We start from the raw sequence: 19,746 nt of genomic DNA, 5'->3' as shown, positions 1-19,746 counted from the left end.
TTGTTCGCGGTGGGACCGAGCCGCCAGGGAGAGAGAAACGCGTCGATCGTGCTGCCGAACGGCCGCACCATCGACGTCACGCGCGGCCGTCGGCGCGCACCCGCGGATACGGCCGCGCGCTTCTACGCGCCGTCCCGCTTGATCCGCTCGACGATGCGCGCCAGCCGAATGATGTCGGTCGGCGCGAAGTCGGCCGCGTCGGGCGGGGAACGGCCGCACTGGTCGGCGATGCGCATCGCGAACGGCCCGGCCGGCCGCACGGAAACACCCGGCACGCGCATCGTGTTTCGTTCCATGGTCCTCCCCTTTTCCGGCACGCGACCGGCCGGCCCGTCACCGCCGGCTCGACCGCGACACCACGTCGATCCACACCGCCAGCACCAGCACCGCGCCCTTGACGATCATCTGCCAGTACGCGTCGACGTCGAGCATCGACATCCCGTTGTCGAGGCTCGCCATCACGAGTGCACCGATCAGCGCGCCGTACACCGTGCCCGATCCGCCGCGCATCGACGTGCCGCCGATGAAGCACGCGGCGATCGCGTCGAGCTCGCCCATCGTGCCGGCGGACGGCGACCCGGCCGCGAGCCGCGCCGTGTTCACGAGGCCGGCAAACGCGCACATCAGCCCCATCAGCGCGAAGATCGCGAGTTTCACGCGATCGGTGTCCACGCCCGACAGCCGCGTGGCCTCCAGGTTCGAGCCCACCGCATAGATGCGCCGGCCGAATACCGTCTGCGTCGCGATCCACGAGAACACGCCGAGCAACGCGAGCAGCAGCAGCACCGGCACCGGAATGCCGCCGTAGCGGTCGAGCGTCGCGACGAAGGCGAACAGCACGGCGCCGGCGCCGACGATCTTCGCGACGTCCTGCCACAGCGGCGCGACCGCGAGCCGGTAGCGATGCCGCGTGCCGCGCTGCCGCACCACCAGCAGCGCCGCGAGCGCGAACAGCAGGACCGCGAGGCCGTCCCCCGCCACGCGCGGCAGATAGCCCTGCCCGATGAACACGAAGCCGTCCGACACCGGCGCGATCGTCGAGCCGCCCGTGACGCCGAGCAGGATGCCGCGGAACGCGAGCATCCCGCCGAGCCCGACGATGAACGACGGCACGCGCCGATAGGTCGACCACCAGCCGTTGAAGAGCCCGATCAGCACGCCGAGCGCGAGCACGGCCGGGACCGTCGCCGCCACCGGCCAGTGGCGGTTGACGTCGAGGATCGCGGCGACGCCGCCGAGCAGCCCGAGCAGCGAGCCGACCGACAGGTCGATCTCGCCGGCGATGATGACGAACACCATCCCGCAGGCGAGCATGCCGGTGATCGACATCTGCCGCAGCAGGTTCGACAGGTTGCGCGGCGTGACGAACGCACCGTCCGTCAGCACCGAGAAGAACGCCCAGATCGCGGCCACCGCGAACAGCAGCGCAAGGATTTTGTAGCGCACGAAGATGCGTCGCAGCGGATGGCCGCGCGCGACGCGCGTATCGGTGTCCGGCGACACGGGCCGGGAAGACGAAAGTTCGGTGTTCATGTCGTGCTCGCTGCAATGGGTTCGGCCGGACGCCGCGCGGGCGTCAGCGCGGCGCCGAGAATCTGTTCCTGCGTGAGGCCGTCGTTGACGAAGTCGCCGCGCAGCTCGCCCTCGCCGATCACGAGCACGCGATCGGCGAGCCCGAGCACTTCCGGCAGCTCCGACGACACGACGATCAGCGCGACGCCGCGCTTCGCGAGCGCGAAGATCAGCCGGTAGATCTCCGCCTTCGCGCCGACGTCGACGCCGCGGGTCGGCTCGTCGAGAATCAATACCTGCGGGTCGGCCAGCAGCATCCTGGCCAGGACCGCCTTCTGCTGATTGCCGCCGGACAGGCTCGCGATCGGCAGGAACGGATGCGCGGCACGCACCGACAGCCGCTGCATCTCGGTGCGGATCGCGTCGAGTTCGGCGGCCGCGTCGATCCGGCCGCGCGCGGCGAACCGGCGCAGCACCGCCAGCGTGATGTTGTGGCCGACGCCGAGCCGCGGCACGATCCCGTGGCGCTTGCGGTCCTCCGGCACCATCGCGATACCCGCACGGATCGCATCGGCCGGCGAGCGGATCGCGAGCGGCCGGCCGTTCATCCGCACGCTCGCCGTGCAGTCGCCCGGATACGCACCGAAAATCGCCTGCATCAGCTCGGTGCGGCCCGCGCCGACCAGCCCGGCAACGCCGAGTATCTCGCCGCGCCGCACGCTGAACGACACGTCGTCGACACGCTTGCGGCGCGGATTCGTCACGTCGTGGCAGGTGACGTGATGCACGTCGAGCACGACGTCGCCGATCTCGTGCGGCTCGCGCGGATACAGGTCGCGGATCTCGCGGCCGACCATCATCGCGATGATCCGGTCGGTGGTCAGCGCGGCCATCGGTTCGGTCGCGACGTGGCGGCCGTCGCGGATCACGGTCACGGTGTCGCACACCGCGTCGATCTCGTCGAGCTTGTGCGAGATGTAGACGCACGCGACGCCGCGCCGCTTCAGGTCCCGCACGATGTCGAGCAGGATGCGCGTTTCCGACGCGCTCAGCGACGACGACGGCTCGTCGAGGATCAGCAGCTTCGCGCGCTTGTTCAGCGCCTTCGCGATTTCGATCAGTTGCTGGTGGCCGCCGCCGTAGTTCATCACCGGCTGCGCGACGTTGATCGCGTCGATCCGCAGCTCGCGCAGCAGCGCTTCAGAGCGTCGCACCATTTCCGCGTAATGCATGCGCCCGCCCGGCAGCGTGATCTCGTTGCCGAGGAAGATGTTCTCGGCGACCGACAGCTCGGGCACGAGCATCAGCTCCTGGTGGATGATCACGATGCCCGCGCGCTCGGTATCGCGCACGCCGGACGCGACGAGCGGCGCGCCTTCCCAGCGGATCTCGCCGTCCCACGTGCCGTGCGGGTACACGCCCGACAGCACCTTCATCAGCGTCGACTTGCCGGCGCCGTTCTCGCCGCACAGCCCGACGCATTCGCCGGGGCGCACGCTCAGGTCGATGCCGTCGAGCGCCTTCACGCCGTCGAAGGCCTTGACGATGCCGCGCATCGTCAGCAAGGGTTCCGTCATTCGTTCATTGCCTCGCAGTAAACGCGGCCGCCGTCGCGGCGGCCGCGCGTCGCGTCCGTCGCCCGCTTACTGGCTCGCCAGCTGGGCCTGGGTATAGAAGCCGTCCTTCACGACGACGTCGACGTTGCGCTTGGTCAACAGCGTCGGCTGCAGCAGCACCGTATCGACCTTCTTCTTCCCGTTGTCGTATTGCGCGTTGAACGCGGGCTTCGTCCCCTTCGCGAGATCGACGGCAAGCTTCGCGGCTTCGCTCGCGATCAGCTTCAGCGGCTTGTAGACGGTCATCGTCTGCGTGCCGGCGATCACGCGCTTGACCGCGGCCAGGTCCGCATCCTGCCCGGACACCGGCACCTTGCCGGCCAGATGCTGCGCGGCGAGCGCCTGGATCGCGCCGCCGGCCGTGCCGTCGTTCGACGCGACGATCGCGTCGATCTTGTTGTTGTTCGCGGTCAGCGCGTCCTCGACGATCCGCAGCGCGGTCGACGCGCTCCACTCGGGCACCCACTGCTGACCGACGACCTTGATGTCGCCGCGGTCGATCGCCGGCTTCAGCACCTTCAGTTGCCCTTCGCGCAGCATCTTCGCGTTGTTGTCGGTCGGCGCGCCGCCCAGCAGGAAGTAGTTGCCCTTCGGCTTCGCGTCGAACACGCCCTGCGCCTGCAGCTCGCCGACCTTCTCGTTGTCGAACGAGATATACGCGTCGACGTCCGCGTCGAGAATCAGGCGGTCGTACGACACGACCTTGATGCCGGCCTTGCGCGCTTCGGCGACGACGTTGCCGAGCGTCTTCGAGTTGAACGGCACGATCACGATCACGTCGACGCCGCGCGAGATCAGGTTCTCGATCTGGGAAATCTGCCGCGCCTCGCTCGCATCGGCCGACTGCACCGACACCTTCGCGCCGAGCTTGGTTGCGGCTGCAACGAAATAGTCGCGGTCGCGCGACCAGCGCTCGACGCGCAAGTCGTCGATGCAGAAGCCGATCTCGGGCTTGTCCTTGCTCGCGTGCGCGAGCGGCGTGCCCAACGCGAACACCGCCAGCGCGGCGGCGCCGGCAAGGGAATTCAGTACGGTACGACGCGTCACGGATTTCATGTCTCCACTCCTTGTTATGGAACCACCTCACGAACCGCGGGCGGCCGCCGGATTGCACCGCCCGCATCGAGTCACTGCCGCGCGCGGGTCCGCGCCGGCGCACCGCCGGTCAGGCGCCCGTCGCGAATACCGGTTCGAGCGCACGGTACAGCGCGCGAAACGTCGGCCGCCGCACGTCGCGATACCACGCGTGCCGCCCGGCATCGGGCTCGCGCACCGCGACGACGCTCGGCTGCGGGCACACGTCGGCAAGCGCCGCATCCGGTTCGAGCGCGAGACGGGCGAGGCGCGCGGCGCCCAGCGCCGGCCCGATCTCGCCGCCCGCGCGCAGCGTCAGCGCACGGCCGCTCAGGTCGGCAAGCATCTGCGTCCAGTACGCGCTGCGCGAGCCGCCGCCGATCACCGTTATGCTGTCGGGCGCGAGCCCGGCCGCATGCAGCGCGTCGATGCCGTCGAGCAGCGCGAAGCCCACGCCTTCGAGCGTCGCGTTCGCGAGATCCGCGCGCCGCGTGTCGGGCGTGAGCCCGTAGAACACGCCCTTCGCGTTCACGTCGTTGTGCGGCGTGCGCTCGCCGCTCAGGTACGGCAGGAACCACGGGCGGCTCTCGCGTGCGTTCGTCTGCGCATCGTCGAGCAGCGCCGCGACGCCGTCGTAACCGGCCAGTTGCGCGGTGAAGTCGATGCAGCCGGCCGCGTTCAGCATCACGGACATCAGGTGCCACGTATCGGGCAGCGCATGACAGAAGCTGTGCACCGCCGATTCGGGATTCGCGCGGAACCCGTCCGACACCGCGAAATACACGCCCGACGTGCCGAGCGACAGCAGCGCGTCGCCGGGCCGCACGATCCCGACGCCCACCGCGCCGGCCGCGTTGTCGCCGCCGCCGGCCACCACCGGAATCTCGCGCAATCCGAGCGCGCGCGCGACGGCCGGCAGCAGCGTGCCGGTCACCGCGTTGCCCTCGAACACGGCCGGCATCTGCGTGCGCGACAGCCCGCACGCGGCGAGCAGCGTATCGTCGTAGTCGCGCTTCGCGACGTCGAGCCACAACGTGCCCGCGGCATCCGACGGATCGGTCGCGAACGCGCCGGTCAGCCGGTAGCGCAGATAATCCTTCGGCAGCAGCACGTACGCGATGCGCGCGAACACGTCGGGTTCGTGCCGACGCACCCACAGCAGCTTGGGCGCCGTGAAGCCCGGCATCGCGACGTTGCCGGCCACCGTGCGCAGCGCGGGCGCGAGCCGTTCGAGCTCCTCGCACTCGGCGTCCGCCCGGCCGTCGTTCCACAAGATCGCGGGGCGCAGCACGTCGCCATGCGCATCCAGCAGCGTCGCGCCGTGCATCTGCCCGGTCAACCCGAGTGCGTGGATGTCGCGCGGGTCGATGCCGGCCGCGCGTGCATCCGCCACGAGCGCGGCGAGCGCGCCGCATGCGGCGTCCCACCAGTCGCGCGGCGCCTGTTCGGACCAGCGCGGCTGCGGCCGGCTCACCGTCAGCGGGCGGTTCGCGCTCGCGCGCACCGCGCCGTCGCGGTCGAGCAGCACCGCCTTCACGCCGGACGTGCCGAGATCGAGTCCGATGTACATGGCGTCAGCGCAGCCCGTAGATCGCCTGGTTCACGATGTTCTCGAGCCGCTCCTGCGCGCCGCTCACGTGCCGCGGGTCGACGCCGCGCGCGAGCGCGTCGGCCGCGAGCGACTCCAGCGTATAGCCGCCCGACAGGATCTTGCGGCCGAACGCGTCGTCCCACTGCGCGTAGCGCTGCCGGCGCAGCGCGTCGAGCCGGTCGTTCTCGACCAGCACCGCCGCGCGTTCGAGCGCGAGCGCGAGCACGTCGATCGCGCCGACGTGACCGTAGAACAGGTCTTCCGGGTCGATGCTCTGGCGCCGCACCTTCGAGTCGAAGTTCATCCCGCCGGTCGTGAAGCCGCCGTGGCGCAGGATCTCGTAGAACGCGAGCGTCAGTTCCTCGACGCTGTTCGGGAACTGGTCGGTGTCCCAGCCGTTCTGCGGATCGCCGCGGTTCGCGTCGACGCTGCCGAACACGCCGAGCGCGAATGCGTTCGCGATCTCGTGATGGAACGAATGGCCCGCGAGCGTCGCGTGATTCGCCTCGATGTTCACGCGGATCTCGTTCTGCAATCCGTACTGCACGAGGAAGCCGTGCACGGTGGCGACGTCGTAGTCGTACTGGTGCTTGGTCGGCTCCTGCGGCTTCGGCTCGATCAGCAGCGCGCCCTTGAAGCCGATCCGGTGCTTGTGCTCGACGACCATCGACAAAAAGCGCGCGAACTGCTCGCGTTCGCGCTTCAGGTCGGTATTGAGCAGCGTTTCGTAGCCTTCGCGGCCGCCCCACAGCACGTAGTTTTCGCCGCCGAGCCGGTGGGTCGCGTCGAGCGCATGGCACACCTGGGTCGCGGCCCACGCGAACACGTCGGGGTTCGGGTTCGTCGCGGCGCCGGCCGCGAAGCGCGGGTGCGAGAACAGGTTCGCGGTGCCCCACAGCAGCCGCACGCCGCTCGCCTGTTGGCGCTCGCCGAGATAGTCGACCATGCGCGCGAAATTGGCCGCGTATTCGCGCAGGCTGTCGCCTTCCGGCGCGACGTCGGTGTCGTGGAACGTATAGAACGGCGTGCCGAGCTTCGTGAAGAACTCGAACGCCGCATCGGCCTTCTGCCGCGCGCGCTCGAGCGCGTCGCCCGGCTGCTGCCACGGCCGCTGGAACGCGGCCTGCCCGAAGATGTCGTGGCCCGGCCACACGAACGTGTGCCAGTAGCACACCGCGATCCGCAGATGCTCGGCGAGCGTCTTGCCCAGCACGCGCCGCTCGGGGTCGTAGTGGTGATAGGCGAGCGGGTTGTCCGACCGCGGGCCTTCGTAGCGAATCGCGGGAATGTGTTCGAAATACGACATGGCGTCTCCGTGCAGGTTCTTGTTGCGGCGCAACGTGCATCGCGACGACGCACGCGGCCGAATTCGGTTGGCTGGATCGTGCCCCCGCGCCTGCCGCCCGGCAATTGCGAAATTGCGCAGCACGCTTGATGTTTCTTGCCAGCCGCTGCGTGCGGCGCGCGTTCCGTCCTACAATCGCCGTACACCAACCCGCGCGCCGCCGTCCCGGGCGCGCCCCGGAGACAATGGCACCGCGCCCGCAAGGCGCGCCCCGACACCCAGATGACACGCGCCCCTTCCGCCCAGACACCGCACCGCATCGCGCTGCTGTTCAACGCGAACAAGGTCTACGACCGCGAGATCATCAGCGGCATCGGCCAGTACCTGCACACGACGCGCGTCGTGTGGGACCTGTTCCTCGAAGACGATTTCCGCTGCCGGCTCACCGGCATCGAGCGTTTCGACGGCGACGGCATCATCGCCGACTTCGACGATCCGGCCGTCGCCGACGCGCTCGCCGGCTCGCCGCTGCCGATCGTCGCGATCGGCTCGTCGTACGAGGACCCGGCGCAATACCCGGACGATGTCCCATATATTGCGACGGACAACGCGAAGCTCGTGTCGCTCGCGTATACGCACCTGATCGGCGCGGGGCTCGCGCACTTCGCGATGTACAGCCTGCCGGTCGCGCAGGAGAACCGCTGGGCGCAGCAGCGCGAGCTCGCGTTCGACCGGCTCGCGCGCGCGGACGGGCTCGACGCGCCGATCTATCGCGGGCTGTCGACGAGCGCGTCGGGCTGGAATCACGCGATCGAGCAACTGATCGGCTGGCTGCATGCGCTGCCGAAGCCCGTCGGCGTGATCGCGGTGACCGATGCACGCGCGCGGCATCTGTTGCAGGCCTGCCTGATCGCCGGCATCGCGGTGCCGGAACAGGTCGCGATCATCGGCATCGACAACGATCCGCTCACGCGCACGCTGACGCGCATTCCGCTGTCGTCGGTCATCCAGGGCACCGAGGAAATGGGCCGCACCGCCGCGCATCTGCTGCACCGGATGCTGCGCGGCGCACGCTTTCCCGGGCAGCGCATTCTCGTGCCGCCGGTCGGCATCAACGTGCTCGAATCGACGCGCCACCAGCCGCTGGCGAGCCCGCACGTGATGCGCGCGCGGCATTTCATCCGCCAGTACGCGTGCCAGGGGATCAAGACCGAACAGGTCGCCGACTATGTCGGCGTGTCGCGCTCGCTGCTCGAGGAGCACTTCCGGCGCGAACTGCAGCGCACCGTGCACCAGGAGATCCTGCGCCACAAGCTCGAAGCCGCGCAGGCGCTGCTTGCCGGCCGGCAGGCGTCGAGCGCCGAAGTCGCGATCCGTTGCGGTTTCACGTCGCTGCAATACATGTACGCGGTGTTCCGGCGCGAACTCGGCTGCACGCCGCGCGAATATCAGGAACGCGCGGCCGCCACGAACTGACGCCCGCCGCCCACCCGACCTCCACTCATGCATATCGATACCGATTCCTCATACCTGACGCCCGGCGTCGCACGCGTGCACGCCGAGCCGTGGGGCACGTTGCCCGACGGCGAGCCCGTGCGGCGCTATACGCTGCGCAATGCGCACGGAATGCGCGTCGTCGTCAGCGACCTCGGCGCGACCGTCGTGTCGTGGCTCGCGCCCGACCGCACGGGGCGCTTGGCCGATATCGTGCTCGCGCACGACACGCCGGCCGAATACCTCGCATCCGGCGCCTATCTCGGCGCGACGGTCGGCCGCTGGGCGAACCGGATCGCCGGCGCGCGCTTCACGCTCGACGGCGTCGACTACCTGCTCGACCGCAACGAGAACGGCAACCTGCTGCACGGCGGCGCGAACGGCTTTCATCGCGCGCGGTGGGACGTGCTCGACGATGGCGGCGGGCTCACGCTGCGGCTCGATTCGCCGGAAGGCGACGCGGGCTTCCCCGGCAACGTCAGCGTGCAGGTGCGCTACACGCTCGACGACGACGGCACGCTGACGATCGACTACACGGGGTGGACCGACGCGCCGACGCCGCTGAACCTGACGAATCACAGCTACTTCAACCTGAACGGGCGCGCGGGCAGCGACGTGCGCGGCCATCTGCTGCACATTGACGCCGACGCATTCCTCGAAGTGGACGACGCGCTGATCCCGACCGGCACGGCCGACGTGACGGGCACGGCGTTCGATTTCCGGCAAAGCGCGCCGCTCGGCGCGCGCCTCGACTGGCCGCATGCGCAACTGGCGCGGGCGCGCGGCTTCGATCACTGCTACGTCGTCGGCAACGGCGCGCGCGAAGTCCGGCCCGTCGCGCGAATCTACGATCCGGAAAGCGGCCGCGAGCTGACCGTATCGACCGATCAGCGCGGCCTGCAGCTCTATACGGGCAATTATCTCGACGGCCTGCGCGTGAGCGGCGGCACGCCGTGCGTGCGGCACGCGGCGCTGTGCGTCGAGGCGGGCGGGTTCCCGAATCAGGTCAACATGGACGGGCTGCGCGACGACGTGATCGTTCATCCGGGCGACGTGTATCGACAGACCACGCGGTATCGGGTGGGGGTGCATGCATAGCGGGTGGGCTGCATCGCCGGCGCCCGGGTAACGCCGTGCGAATTCCGGCCGATCGCGATGCCGCGCCGCCTCGCGTGACATTGCGACGGCAGGAAAATGCTTTCTACGATTCGTTGGTTTGAGCGGCGCGGCGCAGCCCGTAGCATGGGCGCGTCACCCATCCTCCAGCATCGGAATGTCCGCGCAAACAGACAAGGTCGTCCATTGGCTGCTGTCCAGCCTGGAGCCGAAAAGCCAGCTTTTCCACGTCGGCCAGTATTGCGGCGACTGGCAGGCGTCCACCGCCGGCCGTGCGAAGGCGAGCTTCCACATCCTCCTGCATGGATCGGCATGGCTTCACTTCGCCGACGGGCGGGACAGCATTCCGGTTGCCGCCGGTGAAGCCGTCTTTCTGTTGCGCGACGTGCCGCACGGGCTGTCGCCGAGCCCGGTCAACCCGCAGGCCTGCGCGGTCGCGGGCAGCCACCCGCTCAAGCGACGCGGGTCGATGCAACCGCTCGACGCGTCGGTCGACGGCAGCGTCGGCCTTGCCTGCGGTTTCATCGAATTCCACTCCACCGTGTCGCGCGCGATCGTGTCGCTCTTCCCCGAGTACCTGATCGTGCGGCGCGGCGACGACGCCTATCGCGGCATCCGCGGGCTGTTCGAGCTGATTCGCGCCGAAGGCCGTCACGGCGTCGACGCGCCGTCCCCGCTGATCGACAAGCTGGTCGAACTGCTGCTGTTCTACGCGGTACGGGACGCCGCCGGGCACGATACCGTGGCCAGCGGGCTCGCGTCGCTGATGCAGCGGACCGGCTTCGGCACGCTCGTCGCCGCGATCATCGACGCACCCGCCGACGCGTGGACCACCGACTCGATGGCCGCGTTCGCGAACATGTCCCGCACCGCGTTCTGCAAGCACTTCAGCGAAGCGTCCGGCCATCCGCCGATGCAGTTCGTCACGCTGGTGCGGATGCGGCTCGCGGCGGACCTGCTGGAACAGGGCCTGCCGATTTCGCGTGCGGGCGAACTCGTCGGCTATCAGTCGGAGTCGGCCTTTGCGCATGCGTTCAAGCGCACGATGGGCATGCAGCCCGGCGCGTGGCGGCGCGGGCGTGACGACGCGTCGCAATCGGCGGCGCGCCTGCACTAGCCGACGGGCCGGCGCGCCGTCGAAACGCACGACGCGGGACGAACGCACAGGAATCGCGGATGTTCGCGCATTGTCCGGCGGGGGTGCCGCCTCGACAATGCTCTCACTGCCCCTCCGGAGAATCCTGTGAGCCGCCTGCCCTTGCCTACCGTCGAAACCGCGCCCGCACCCAGCCAGCCTTTCCTGGAAAAATCGCAGCGCGCGAACGGTTTCCTGCCGAACCTCGTGCGCTCGCTCGCGAATGCGCCGGTCGCGCTCGAAACCTATCTGACCGTCGCGGAGATCAACAGCCGCGCGGGCCTCACGTTCGCCGAGCGCGAAGCCGTGCAGATCACCGCGGCCGCCGTCCACGGCTGTGCGTTCTGCGTGGCCGGACACACCGCCGCCGCGCTGAAGAAAGCCCATGTCGATCGCGCCGACGTCGACGCACTGCGCGACGGCGAGCCGGTCGCCGATCCGCGGCTCGACGCGGTCGCGGCCTTCACGCGCGCCGTGATCGCGACGCGCGGCGGCGTGACCGACGACGCGCTCGACGCATTCCTGGCCGCCGGCTTCACCGAAGCGAACGCGCTCGAAGTGGTGCTGGGCGTGAGCCTCGCGACGCTGTGCAACTTCGCGAACAACCTGGCGCGCAACGAACTCAACCCCGAACTGGCCGCATACCGATGGGAACCCCGGACACAGGCCGCCTGACGGCGCCCGCACTCGACGCGTCGCTCGCCGACTGGCTCGACGCGAACGCCACGCAGCTCGACACGAGCGCCGCGCTGAAAGCGGACGTCGTGCCGCGTCTCGCGGCGGCCGGCCTGTTCCGGACCGGCGTGCCGGCGAGCCTCGGCGGCGCGGGCGGGACGACCACGGACGCCATCGCGGGCATCGCGGCGGTGGCCGAACGTTCGCTGACCGCGGCCTTCGTGCTGTGGGGCCAGCGCAGCTTCATCGAATACCTGCTGCAAAGCCCGAACGCCGCGCTGCGCGAGCGCTGGCTGCCGGCGCTGCTCGACGGCCGTTGCGCGGGCGCGAGCGGCCTGTCGAACGCGATGAAGTATCTGTCCGGCATCGAGTCGCTTCAGATCGACGCGACGCCGCACGCGGAAAGCGCCGACGACTGGCGGCTGACGGGCAGGATGGCGTGGGTGACGAACCTGCGCACGGAACGGTTCGTCGTGGCGGCCGCGGTTGCGTTCGGCGACGGCAGGCCGTCCGCGATCGTCGCGATTCCCGATGACGCGCCCGGCCTGACACGCAGCACGGATCTCGACCTGATCGCGCTGCGCGGCAGCAACACCGCCGCGCTGCATCTCGACGACGTGCCGAGCGACACCGCGTGGCTGATCCATCCAGATGCGCAAACGTTCCTGCCCGCGGTGCGACCGGCCTTCCTCGGCTTGCAGTGCGGGCTGTCGATCGGACTCGCGCGGCGCGCGCTGGCCGAAGCGCGACGCGCGGCCGAGACGACGCGCGGCATTCTCGGCCCCGAAGTCGAATCCTGCGCGGCCGGACTGGCCGCCGCATGCGCGCAACTGTCGTCCGGCATCGCCGACGGCAGCCTGCGCCTGCACCCGAACCGCCTGTTCGAGCTGCGCATCGCGCTCGCGACACACGTGGCCACGGCCGTGAACCTCGAACTCGAGGCGAGCGGCGGCCGCGGCTACCTGCGCGACGCGGGGCTCGGCTTCGAGCGACGCTGGCGCGAAGCGGCGTTCATTCCGATCGTCACGCCGAGCGTCGTGCAACTGAAGGCGCAACTCGCCGCGCAGACGCGGAGCATCGCCGCATGACGCCGCCGCTGCTGGACGCGCGCCATCTGACGCTCGGCTACGGCGGCGAACGGCGCACTCCCGTGCTTGCCGATGTGTCGCTGTCGGTCGATCGCGGTGAAATCGTCGCGCTGATCGGCCCGAGCGGGACCGGCAAGTCGAGCCTGCTACGCGCACTGGCCGGGCTGGAGCAACCGCAATCCGGCACCGTGTCGCTCGACGGCACGACGCTGCGGGGCCCACACCCGCGGATCGCGATCGCGTTTCAGGATCCGTGCCTGCTGCCGTGGCTGTCGACCGAAAAGAACGTCGCGTTCGGCCTCGCCTTCGCGCATCAGGCTCGGCTCACGCGCGATCAGCAACGCGAGCGCGTCCGCGCGGCGCTGCGCGCGGTCGGGCTCGAAGCCGCCGCGTCGCTGCGCCCGGCCCAGCTCTCCGGCGGGATGGCGCAGCGCGCGGCGCTGGCGCGTGCACTCGCGCGTCAGCCGCACGCACTGCTGCTCGACGAGCCGTTCTCGGCGCTCGACGAAGTCACGCGCGCCGCGATGCAGCAGTTGCTGGTGAACATCGTATCGACGACGCGATGCGCGACGGTGCTCGTGACCCACGACATCGACGAGGCGCTGCTCGTGGCCGATCGCATCGTGCTGCTCGGCACGCAAGGGCGCTTCATCGACGCGTGGCGGGTCGATTTCCCGCATCCGCGCGACGCGTTCGTCAGCGAACTCGGCGCGATGCGCATCGACATCCTGAAGGCGTTGCAGGCCGGCATGAAGCGCCCGCACGCGTCCGAACTTCATTCCCTGAACTGACCTGACCCGCCTATCCATGTGCCAGATTCCGATGTCGCGCCGCGAATGGCTGAAGCTCGCGGCCCTGTTCACCGCGACGGGCGCCGCCCCGTTGCTCTCGATGGCGAACGCGCACGCCGCGGCCGAGCCGGATGCGCCGGTCCGGATCGGCTATCTGCCGATCACCGACGCGGCCCCGTTGCTGGTGGCCCACAACAACGGCTATTTCGCGTCCGAAGGCCTGACCGTCGAGCAACCGAAGCTGCTGCGCAGTTGGGCGCAGCTCGTCGAGGCATTCCTGTCGGGCCAGGTCAACGTCGTGCACCTGCTGTCGCCGATGACGCTTTGGGCGCGCTACGGCAGCCGCGCACCGGCGAAGGTGGTCGCCTGGAACCACGTGAACGGCTCCGGGATCACGGTCGCGCCCGACATCGATTCGCTGCGCGATCTCGGCGGCAAGACCGTCGCGATTCCGTTCTGGTACTCGATTCACAACGTCGTGCTGCTGGACCTGCTGCGTCAGCAAGGGCTCGTGCCCGTGCTCAAGCGGCGCGGGACGCCCGCGGCGAACGAGGTCAACCTCGTCGTGATGGCGCCGTCGGACATGCTGCCCGCGCTCGCCGCGCGCCAGATCGCCGGGTATATCGTCGCGGAGCCGTTCAACGCGACCGCGGAACTGATGAAGATCGGCAAGATCCTGCGCTTTACCGGCGATGTCTGGAAGAACCATGCATGCTGCGTCGTGTTCATGCATGAGCACGATCTGACGCAGCGCCCCGCGTGGTCGCAAAAGGTCGTCAACGCGATCGTGAAGGCGCAGCTGTGGGCGCGCGCGCATCCGCAGGAAACCGCGCAGTTGCTGTCGAAGGACGGCACGCACCGCTATTCGCCGCATACGCTCGCGTCGCTCGACCGCGTGCTGGTGCCGTCGTCGTCGCTGGCCGACACCTATCGCGCGAGCGGCGCGATCCGCCATGCCGACTGGCACGCAAAGCGGATCGACTTCCAGCCGTATCCGTTCCCGAGCTATACCGAGGCGCTGGTTCAGCGGCTCAAGCGCACGGTGGTCGACGGCGACAGCGCCTTCCTCGCGTCGCTGGACCCGGCGTTCGCGGCCCGCGATCTCGTCGACGACCGGTTCGTGCGCAAGAGCATCGACGCGGTCGGCGGGCTGACCGCGTTCGGTCAGTCGGGCGCGTTCCAGCGCGAGGAGATCATCGTTGTCTGACGCGCTCGCCACCCGCCGCTCGGCCGCACCCGACACGCGCCGCAGCGGCGGCTCCCGCTACCCGGCACGCGTTGCCGCGGGATGGCTCGGCGTCGCCGGGCTCGTGGCGACGATCGTCGTCTGGTGGGCCGCGATCCACGTGTTGACCGAGCCCGGCTCGCTCGGCCGGCAGTTCGCGCCGGACAGCGCGTTCACCAGCCTGCGATCGCTGTGCGCGGACGATCATCTCGTCGAACACGCGCTCGTCAGCCTGCGACGCATCGGCGTCGGGCTCGGCGCGGCGCTGCTGGCCGGCGTCCCGCTCGGGCTGTTGCTCGGCCGCGTGCGATGGGTCGAGCGGATGCTGTCGCCGACGTTCCAGTTTCTGCGCATGGTGTCGCCGCTGTCGTGGATGCCGCTCGCGGTCATGTCGTTCGGCATCGGCGATCGCGCGATCTACTTCCTGCTCGGGTTCGCCGCGTTGTGGCCGGTGCTGATGAGCACGGCGGCCGGCGTCGCGCAGATCGACCGGCGCTGGCTGCAGCTCGGCGCAAGCCTCGCGGCCACCCGCCGCGAGCTGCTGGTGCACATCGTGCTGCCCGCCATCGCGGGGCCGCTGCTCAACGGCATCCGGCTCGCGATCGGCATCCTGTGGATCGTGCTCGTGCCCGCCGAGATGCTCGGCGTCAACGCGGGCCTCGGCTACCTGATCCTCGACACGCGCGACCGGCTCGCGTATGCGGAACTGACGGCGGTGATCGTCGTGATCGGCGCACTGGGCTTCACGCTCGACGGCATCGCGCGGGGGTTGACCCGCGCGCTGCTGGCGTCCGACCGCTAGCGCGATGCGCGGCGGCCGGACGAGCCGCTTGCCGCCCGCGTGTCAATTCCACGCATGGCGCGCCGGGCGCGCGCCGTTCAGATAGTAGTTGCCGACGAGGTGATATTTCCAGCGCACCGGATCGTGCAGCGTGTGCGTGCGCGCGTTGCGCCAATGGCGGTCGAGGTTGTGCTCGGCGAGCGTCGATTGCGTGCCGGCCAGCTCGAACAGCTTCTCGCCCGCGAGCAGCGCGACCTCGGTCGTCAGCACCTTCGCTTCGCCCACCGCCACCGACGCCCGCGCGACGTCGTCCTCGGTCACGTCGCCCTTTGCCGTGATCTCGTCGAGCGTGCGTGCCGCGCGTTCGAGCAACGCGTCGGCCGCATGCAGCTGGATGTGCAGCCGGCCGATTTCGCGAATCGTCAGCGGGTCGTCCGCGGCCCGCTCGACGCCGCTGTCGACCCATGGCCGCGCGCGGGTCCGCACGAACGCGAGCGTATCGTCGATGGCCGCCTTCGCGATACCCGCGTCGATCGCCGCCTGGATGATCTGCGACAGCGGGCCGTTGAGCGTCGGCACGTCCGACACGCGCTGCGCGGGCAGCACGTGCGACGCCGGCACGCGCACCGCGTCGAGCACGACCGTGCCGCTCGCGGTCGTGCGTTGCCCGAATCCCGACCAGTCGTCGATCACGGTCAACCCGGGCGTCGGCTGCGGCACGTACGCAAGCCATGCCTGCCGCGCGTCGTCGAGCCCGAGCACCGGCACGTAGTGCGCGAACAGCGCACCCGTCGAGTAGAACTTGGTGCCGTCGACGACATAGTCGTCGCCGTCGCGGCGCACGCGCGTCTTCAGGTCGAGCACGTGCTTCGTGCCCTTCTCCGAGAAGCCGTTGCCGAACCGCTTGCCGCTCAGCACTTCGGCGAAGAAATGACGCTTCTGCGCGTCGGTGCCGACGAGCGCGATCACGTCGACGAGCCCGAAGTGATTCTGCGGAAGCTGTCCGAGCGACGCGTCGGCCGCGGCGACGATCTTGATCACCTCGGTGAGCGTCACATGCGATACGCCCGCGCCGCCGTATGCCTTCGGCACCGTGATCGCCCACAGCCCCGACTGCGAGAACCATTCGATTTCCTCGCGCGGCAGGCGGCGTTCGCGGTCGCGTTCGGCGGCCCCTTGCGCCAGGCGTTGCGCCAGCGCCTGCGCGACCTCGATCGCCTCCGCATCGTCGGCGATCACGCGGGTCGCCTGCGGTCGTGCATCGGCCGGCCGTTCCTGAATCGTCGCGCTCGTGTCTGACATCGGGCTCTCCTGTCGAATAGTCAAAGCAGTCAATCTAGCAGCGCCGCGCGGGCGGGAAAACCGAGCGATTCTCGAAACGATATTCCTTTGGATCACAAACGATGCGCGAATGGCGAAGGCGATTGCGCGTTCTGACGTCGCAATCGATGCAGGAACGCCGATACGCGCCGCGCGGCGACGGTAATACGCAGCGACGATAACGATCCGAGAATCCGTTATTGGAACGCCCGCGTCGCGCTTCCTATACTGGGCTCCCGGCGCAAACGGCCACGCTCTTCGAGGAAATCCGCATGACTTCATCGCACGCAGTTCCCGACCTTTCCACCGGTACCGATTACGATGCACTCGCGAGCCGGTTCCGGCCGATCTTCGAGCGCATTGCCGCCGGCACCGCCGAGCGCGATCGCCGCCGCGAATTGCCGCACGAGGCGATCGGCTGGCTCAAATCGGCCGGCTTCGGCGCGATACGTTTGCCTGTGAGCGCCGGCGGCGCCGGCGCATCGCTGCCGCAGTTGTTCCGGCTGCTGACCGAGCTCGCCGCCGCCGATTCCAATTTGCCGCAGGCATTGCGCGGGCACTTCGCGTTCGTCGAGGACTGGCTCAATGCGCCGGCCGGGCCGCGGCGCACGACCTGGTTCGACCGCTTCGCGAGCGGCCAGCTCGTCGGCAATGCGTGGTCGGAAGCCGGCGACGTGCCGCTCGGCCAGACCGTCACGAAGGTGTCGGAGCAGAACGGCCGGCTCGTGCTGAACGGCCGGAAGTTCTACAGCACCGGCAGCCTGTTCGCCGACTGGATCGACGTGTTCGCGCAGCGCGCGCACGACGGCAGCGACGTGATCGTCGCCGTCGCGACCGCGCAGCCCGGCGTGATCCGCGACGACGACTGGGACGGCTTCGGTCAGACCACCACCGGCAGCGGCACGACGCGTTTCGAGAATGCGGCGGTCGATGCGGACAACGTGATCGATTTCGCGCGCCGCTTCAAGTACCAGACCGCGTTCTACCAGTTGTTCCACGTCGCGACGCTGGCCGGGATCGGCCACGCGATCGTGCGCGATGCGGGCGAGCTCGTGCGCAACCGCACGCGCGTGTACAGCCACGGCAATGCGCAGCGTGCCGGCGACGATGCGCAGTTGCAGCAGGTAATCGGCGAGATCGCATCATGGGCGTATGCGGCCGACGCGCTCGCGCTGCGCGCCGCGCAGCCGCTTCAGCAAGCCTATGAAGCGCGCTTCGGCGGCGACGAAGCGGCCGAGCAGGCCGCGAACGTCGCGGCCGAAATCGAATCCGCGCAGAGCCAGCTCGTCGTGTCCGAACTCGTGCTGCGCGCGGCGACGCGCCTGTTCGACGCGCTCGGCGCATCCGCGACCCGCAGCACGACCGCGCTCGATCGCCACTGGCGCAACGCACGCACGGTGTCGTCGCACAATCCGCTCGTGTACAAGGCGCGCATCGTCGGCGACTGGATCATCAACGGCCGCACGCCGCCGTTCGTGTGGCGCGTGGGTAACGGCGCGGGCGCCGGTGCGGAAACCGGAGCCGCGCGATGAGCAAGACCATCCGCTTCAACGCGTTCGAGATGAACTGCGTCGGTCACCAGTCGCCCGGCCTGTGGGCGCATCCGCGCGACCGCTCGTGGCAGTACAAGGATCTCGACTACTGGACCGACCTTGCGCGCGTGCTCGAACACGGGATCTTCGATGCGATCTTCATCGCGGACGTGATCGGCTACTACGACGTGTACAAGGGCAGCAACTATCACGCGCTGCACCAGGCCGCGCAGATCCCGGTCAACGATCCGCTGCAACTGGCCGCGCCGATCGCGATGGCGACCGAGCATCTCGGCATCGGCATCACCGCGTCGACGACGTTCGAGCACCCGTACACGTTCGCGCGCCGGCTGTCGACCGCGGACCATCACACGAAGGGCCGGCTCGCGTGGAACATCGTCACGTCGTATCTGGAGAGCGGCGCGAAGAACGTCGGCGATCACGGGCTGCGCACGCACGACGACCGCTATGCGGTCGCGGCCGAGTACGTCGAGGTGCTGTACAAGCTGTTCGAAGGCAGTTGGGAAGACGGCGCGGTGGTGCGCGACCGCGACGGCCGCGTGTTCACGCATCCGGAGAAGGTGCACGAGATCGGCCACAAGGGCCGCTTCTTCGACGTGCCCGGCTATCACCTGTGCGAGCCGTCGCCGCAGCGCACGCCGGTGCTGTTCCAGGCCGGCGCGTCGGGCCCCGGCAAGGCGTTCGCCGCGCGGCACGCCGAATGCGTGTTCGTCGCCGCGCCGACCCGCGACCAGCTCGCGCGCTACGTGGCCGACGTGCGCGCGCAGGCCGCGGCCGCCGGGCGCGACCCGGCGAAGGTGCTGATCTACAACCTCGTGACGGTGATCGTCGACGAGACCGACGAGAAGGCGCAGGCCAAGTTCGACGAGTATCGCCGCTATGTGTCGTACGACGGCTCGCTGGTGTTCATGTCCGGCTGGACCGGCATCGACTTTGGCCAGTACGCGCCGACCGATCCCGTCCGGCGCGTCGACACGAACGCGATCGTGTCGGCGGTCGAGCACCTGTCGGGCGGCGACACCGCGTGGACGATCGAGGCGCTGGCGGCCTGGGGCGGCATCGGCGGGATGGGCCCGGTGTTCGTCGGGTCGGCGGCGACCGTCGCGGACATCCTGCAGGAATGGGTGGCCGCGACCGACGTGGACGGCTTCAATCTCGCGTATGCGGTCGCGCATGAAACCTTCGAGGACGTCGTGCGCTATCTCGTGCCGGAGTTGCAGCGCCGCGGCGTGTATCCGACCGCGTATGCGCCGGGCACGCTGCGCGAAAAATTGTTCGGCGGTTCGGCGCGGTTGCCTGACGAGCATCCGGCCGCCCAGTTTCGCGATATCGAACAGGTCAAGCGCGCGGCCGAGCGCGAAGCGGTCAGCGCTTAACTGCACGTCCAACAACGTCGAAGCCGGGCTGTCCGCATTCGCGCGGCGACCGGCTTCAGCTTCAGCACAAACGGCTTCGTGCAGTCCGACGAAGCCGTGCGTATTTTCCGGGGC

The 19,746-nt window shown here is 69.4% G+C and carries 17 protein-coding genes; 10 read left to right on the top strand and 7 right to left on the bottom strand.

The features are described 5' to 3' along the window. Nucleotides 1–122: 122 nt before the first annotated feature. The 6 genes from C5F75_RS36855 to xylA all read right to left on the bottom strand — a co-directional run bounded on the left by C5F75_RS36855 (nt 123) and on the right by xylA (nt 7,099). The gene (locus tag C5F75_RS36855) at nt 123–296 is read right to left on the bottom strand and encodes a hypothetical protein (RefSeq protein WP_179231828.1); all 174 of its coding nucleotides are present in this window, start codon (nt 294–296) and stop codon (nt 123–125) included. 37 nt (nt 297–333) lie between these two features. Next, nucleotides 334–1,533: a sugar ABC transporter permease gene (locus C5F75_RS20235; RefSeq protein ID WP_059577755.1), complete on the bottom strand. Its 1,200-nt coding sequence runs from the start codon at nt 1,531–1,533 to the stop codon at nt 334–336. After that, on the bottom strand, nt 1,530–3,089 hold the full coding sequence (gene xylG, locus C5F75_RS20230; RefSeq protein WP_104012651.1) for a D-xylose ABC transporter ATP-binding protein: 1,560 nt from the start codon (nt 3,087–3,089) through the stop codon (nt 1,530–1,532). Before xylG ends, C5F75_RS20235 begins: the two co-directional genes overlap by 4 nt. Nucleotides 3,090–3,155: 66 nt before the next feature. Next, on the bottom strand, nt 3,156–4,184 hold the full coding sequence (gene xylF / locus C5F75_RS20225; protein ID WP_059577750.1) for a D-xylose ABC transporter substrate-binding protein: 1,029 nt from the start codon (nt 4,182–4,184) through the stop codon (nt 3,156–3,158). A gap of 109 nt (nt 4,185–4,293) precedes the next feature. Continuing rightward, nucleotides 4,294–5,772 (bottom strand): xylulokinase, encoded by a 1,479-nt coding sequence (gene xylB / locus C5F75_RS20220; RefSeq protein WP_059577748.1) that lies wholly within the window; start codon nt 5,770–5,772, stop codon nt 4,294–4,296. Nucleotides 5,773–5,776: 4 nt separating this feature from the next. Next, nucleotides 5,777–7,099 (bottom strand): xylose isomerase, encoded by a 1,323-nt coding sequence (gene xylA / locus C5F75_RS20215; RefSeq protein ID WP_059578027.1) that lies wholly within the window; start codon nt 7,097–7,099, stop codon nt 5,777–5,779. 261 nt (nt 7,100–7,360) lie between these two features. Between xylA and C5F75_RS20205 the strand changes: the two genes are divergently transcribed. The 8 genes from C5F75_RS20205 to C5F75_RS20170 all read left to right on the top strand — a co-directional run bounded on the left by C5F75_RS20205 (nt 7,361) and on the right by C5F75_RS20170 (nt 15,404). Further along, nucleotides 7,361–8,554 carry a XylR family transcriptional regulator gene (locus tag C5F75_RS20205; protein ID WP_059577745.1) on the top strand — a complete coding sequence of 398 codons (1,194 nt, stop codon included), beginning with the start codon at nt 7,361–7,363 and terminating at the stop codon, nt 8,552–8,554. Between the two features lie 27 nt (nt 8,555–8,581). Next, nucleotides 8,582–9,670, top strand: a complete 1,089-nt coding sequence (locus tag C5F75_RS20200) for an aldose epimerase family protein (RefSeq protein WP_059608811.1) — start codon at nt 8,582–8,584, stop codon at nt 9,668–9,670. 175 nt (nt 9,671–9,845) lie between these two features. Beyond that, nucleotides 9,846–10,805 (top strand): AraC family transcriptional regulator, encoded by a 960-nt coding sequence (locus C5F75_RS20195; protein ID WP_059577738.1) that lies wholly within the window; start codon nt 9,846–9,848, stop codon nt 10,803–10,805. 126 nt (nt 10,806–10,931) lie between these two features. Continuing rightward, on the top strand, nt 10,932–11,498 hold the full coding sequence (locus tag C5F75_RS20190) for a carboxymuconolactone decarboxylase family protein (RefSeq protein WP_059577736.1): 567 nt from the start codon (nt 10,932–10,934) through the stop codon (nt 11,496–11,498). Continuing rightward, nucleotides 11,471–12,586, top strand: coding sequence for an acyl-CoA dehydrogenase family protein (locus C5F75_RS20185; RefSeq protein WP_059577734.1), 1,116 nt, complete (start codon nt 11,471–11,473; stop codon nt 12,584–12,586). Before C5F75_RS20190 ends, C5F75_RS20185 begins: the two co-directional genes overlap by 28 nt. Beyond that, complete coding sequence (locus C5F75_RS20180; protein ID WP_059577731.1) at nt 12,583–13,377, top strand: ABC transporter ATP-binding protein; 795 nt, start codon at nt 12,583–12,585, stop codon at nt 13,375–13,377. Before C5F75_RS20185 ends, C5F75_RS20180 begins: the two co-directional genes overlap by 4 nt. A 16-nt stretch (nt 13,378–13,393) precedes the next feature. Further along, a complete protein-coding gene (locus tag C5F75_RS20175; RefSeq protein WP_104012650.1) occupies nt 13,394–14,584 on the top strand; it encodes an ABC transporter substrate-binding protein in 1,191 nt (396 codons plus the stop codon). Continuing rightward, nucleotides 14,577–15,404, top strand: coding sequence for an ABC transporter permease (locus C5F75_RS20170; RefSeq protein ID WP_059577726.1), 828 nt, complete (start codon nt 14,577–14,579; stop codon nt 15,402–15,404). The genes C5F75_RS20175 and C5F75_RS20170 overlap by 8 nt, the downstream gene beginning before the upstream one ends. A 42-nt stretch (nt 15,405–15,446) precedes the next feature. On the opposite strand, the gene C5F75_RS20165 is transcribed toward C5F75_RS20170, so the two are convergent. Continuing rightward, a complete protein-coding gene (locus C5F75_RS20165; protein ID WP_060010484.1) occupies nt 15,447–16,685 on the bottom strand; it encodes an SfnB family sulfur acquisition oxidoreductase in 1,239 nt (412 codons plus the stop codon). A gap of 290 nt (nt 16,686–16,975) precedes the next feature. On the opposite strand from C5F75_RS20165, the gene C5F75_RS20160 reads away from it, so the two are divergent. Both C5F75_RS20160 and C5F75_RS20155 read left to right on the top strand, forming a co-directional pair. Continuing rightward, a complete protein-coding gene (locus C5F75_RS20160; RefSeq protein WP_060010488.1) occupies nt 16,976–18,235 on the top strand; it encodes an acyl-CoA dehydrogenase family protein in 1,260 nt (419 codons plus the stop codon). Beyond that, nucleotides 18,232–19,632 carry an LLM class flavin-dependent oxidoreductase gene (locus C5F75_RS20155; protein WP_060010491.1) on the top strand — a complete coding sequence of 467 codons (1,401 nt, stop codon included), beginning with the start codon at nt 18,232–18,234 and terminating at the stop codon, nt 19,630–19,632. The genes C5F75_RS20160 and C5F75_RS20155 overlap by 4 nt, the downstream gene beginning before the upstream one ends. The last annotated feature ends 114 nt before the right edge of the window (nt 19,633–19,746 follow it).

This window comes from Burkholderia anthinoferrum (genome assembly GCF_002925705.1).
Classification (GTDB): Bacteria; Pseudomonadota; Gammaproteobacteria; order Burkholderiales; family Burkholderiaceae; genus Burkholderia; species Burkholderia semiarida.
This window is presented reverse-complemented; position numbering and strand designations above follow the sequence as displayed.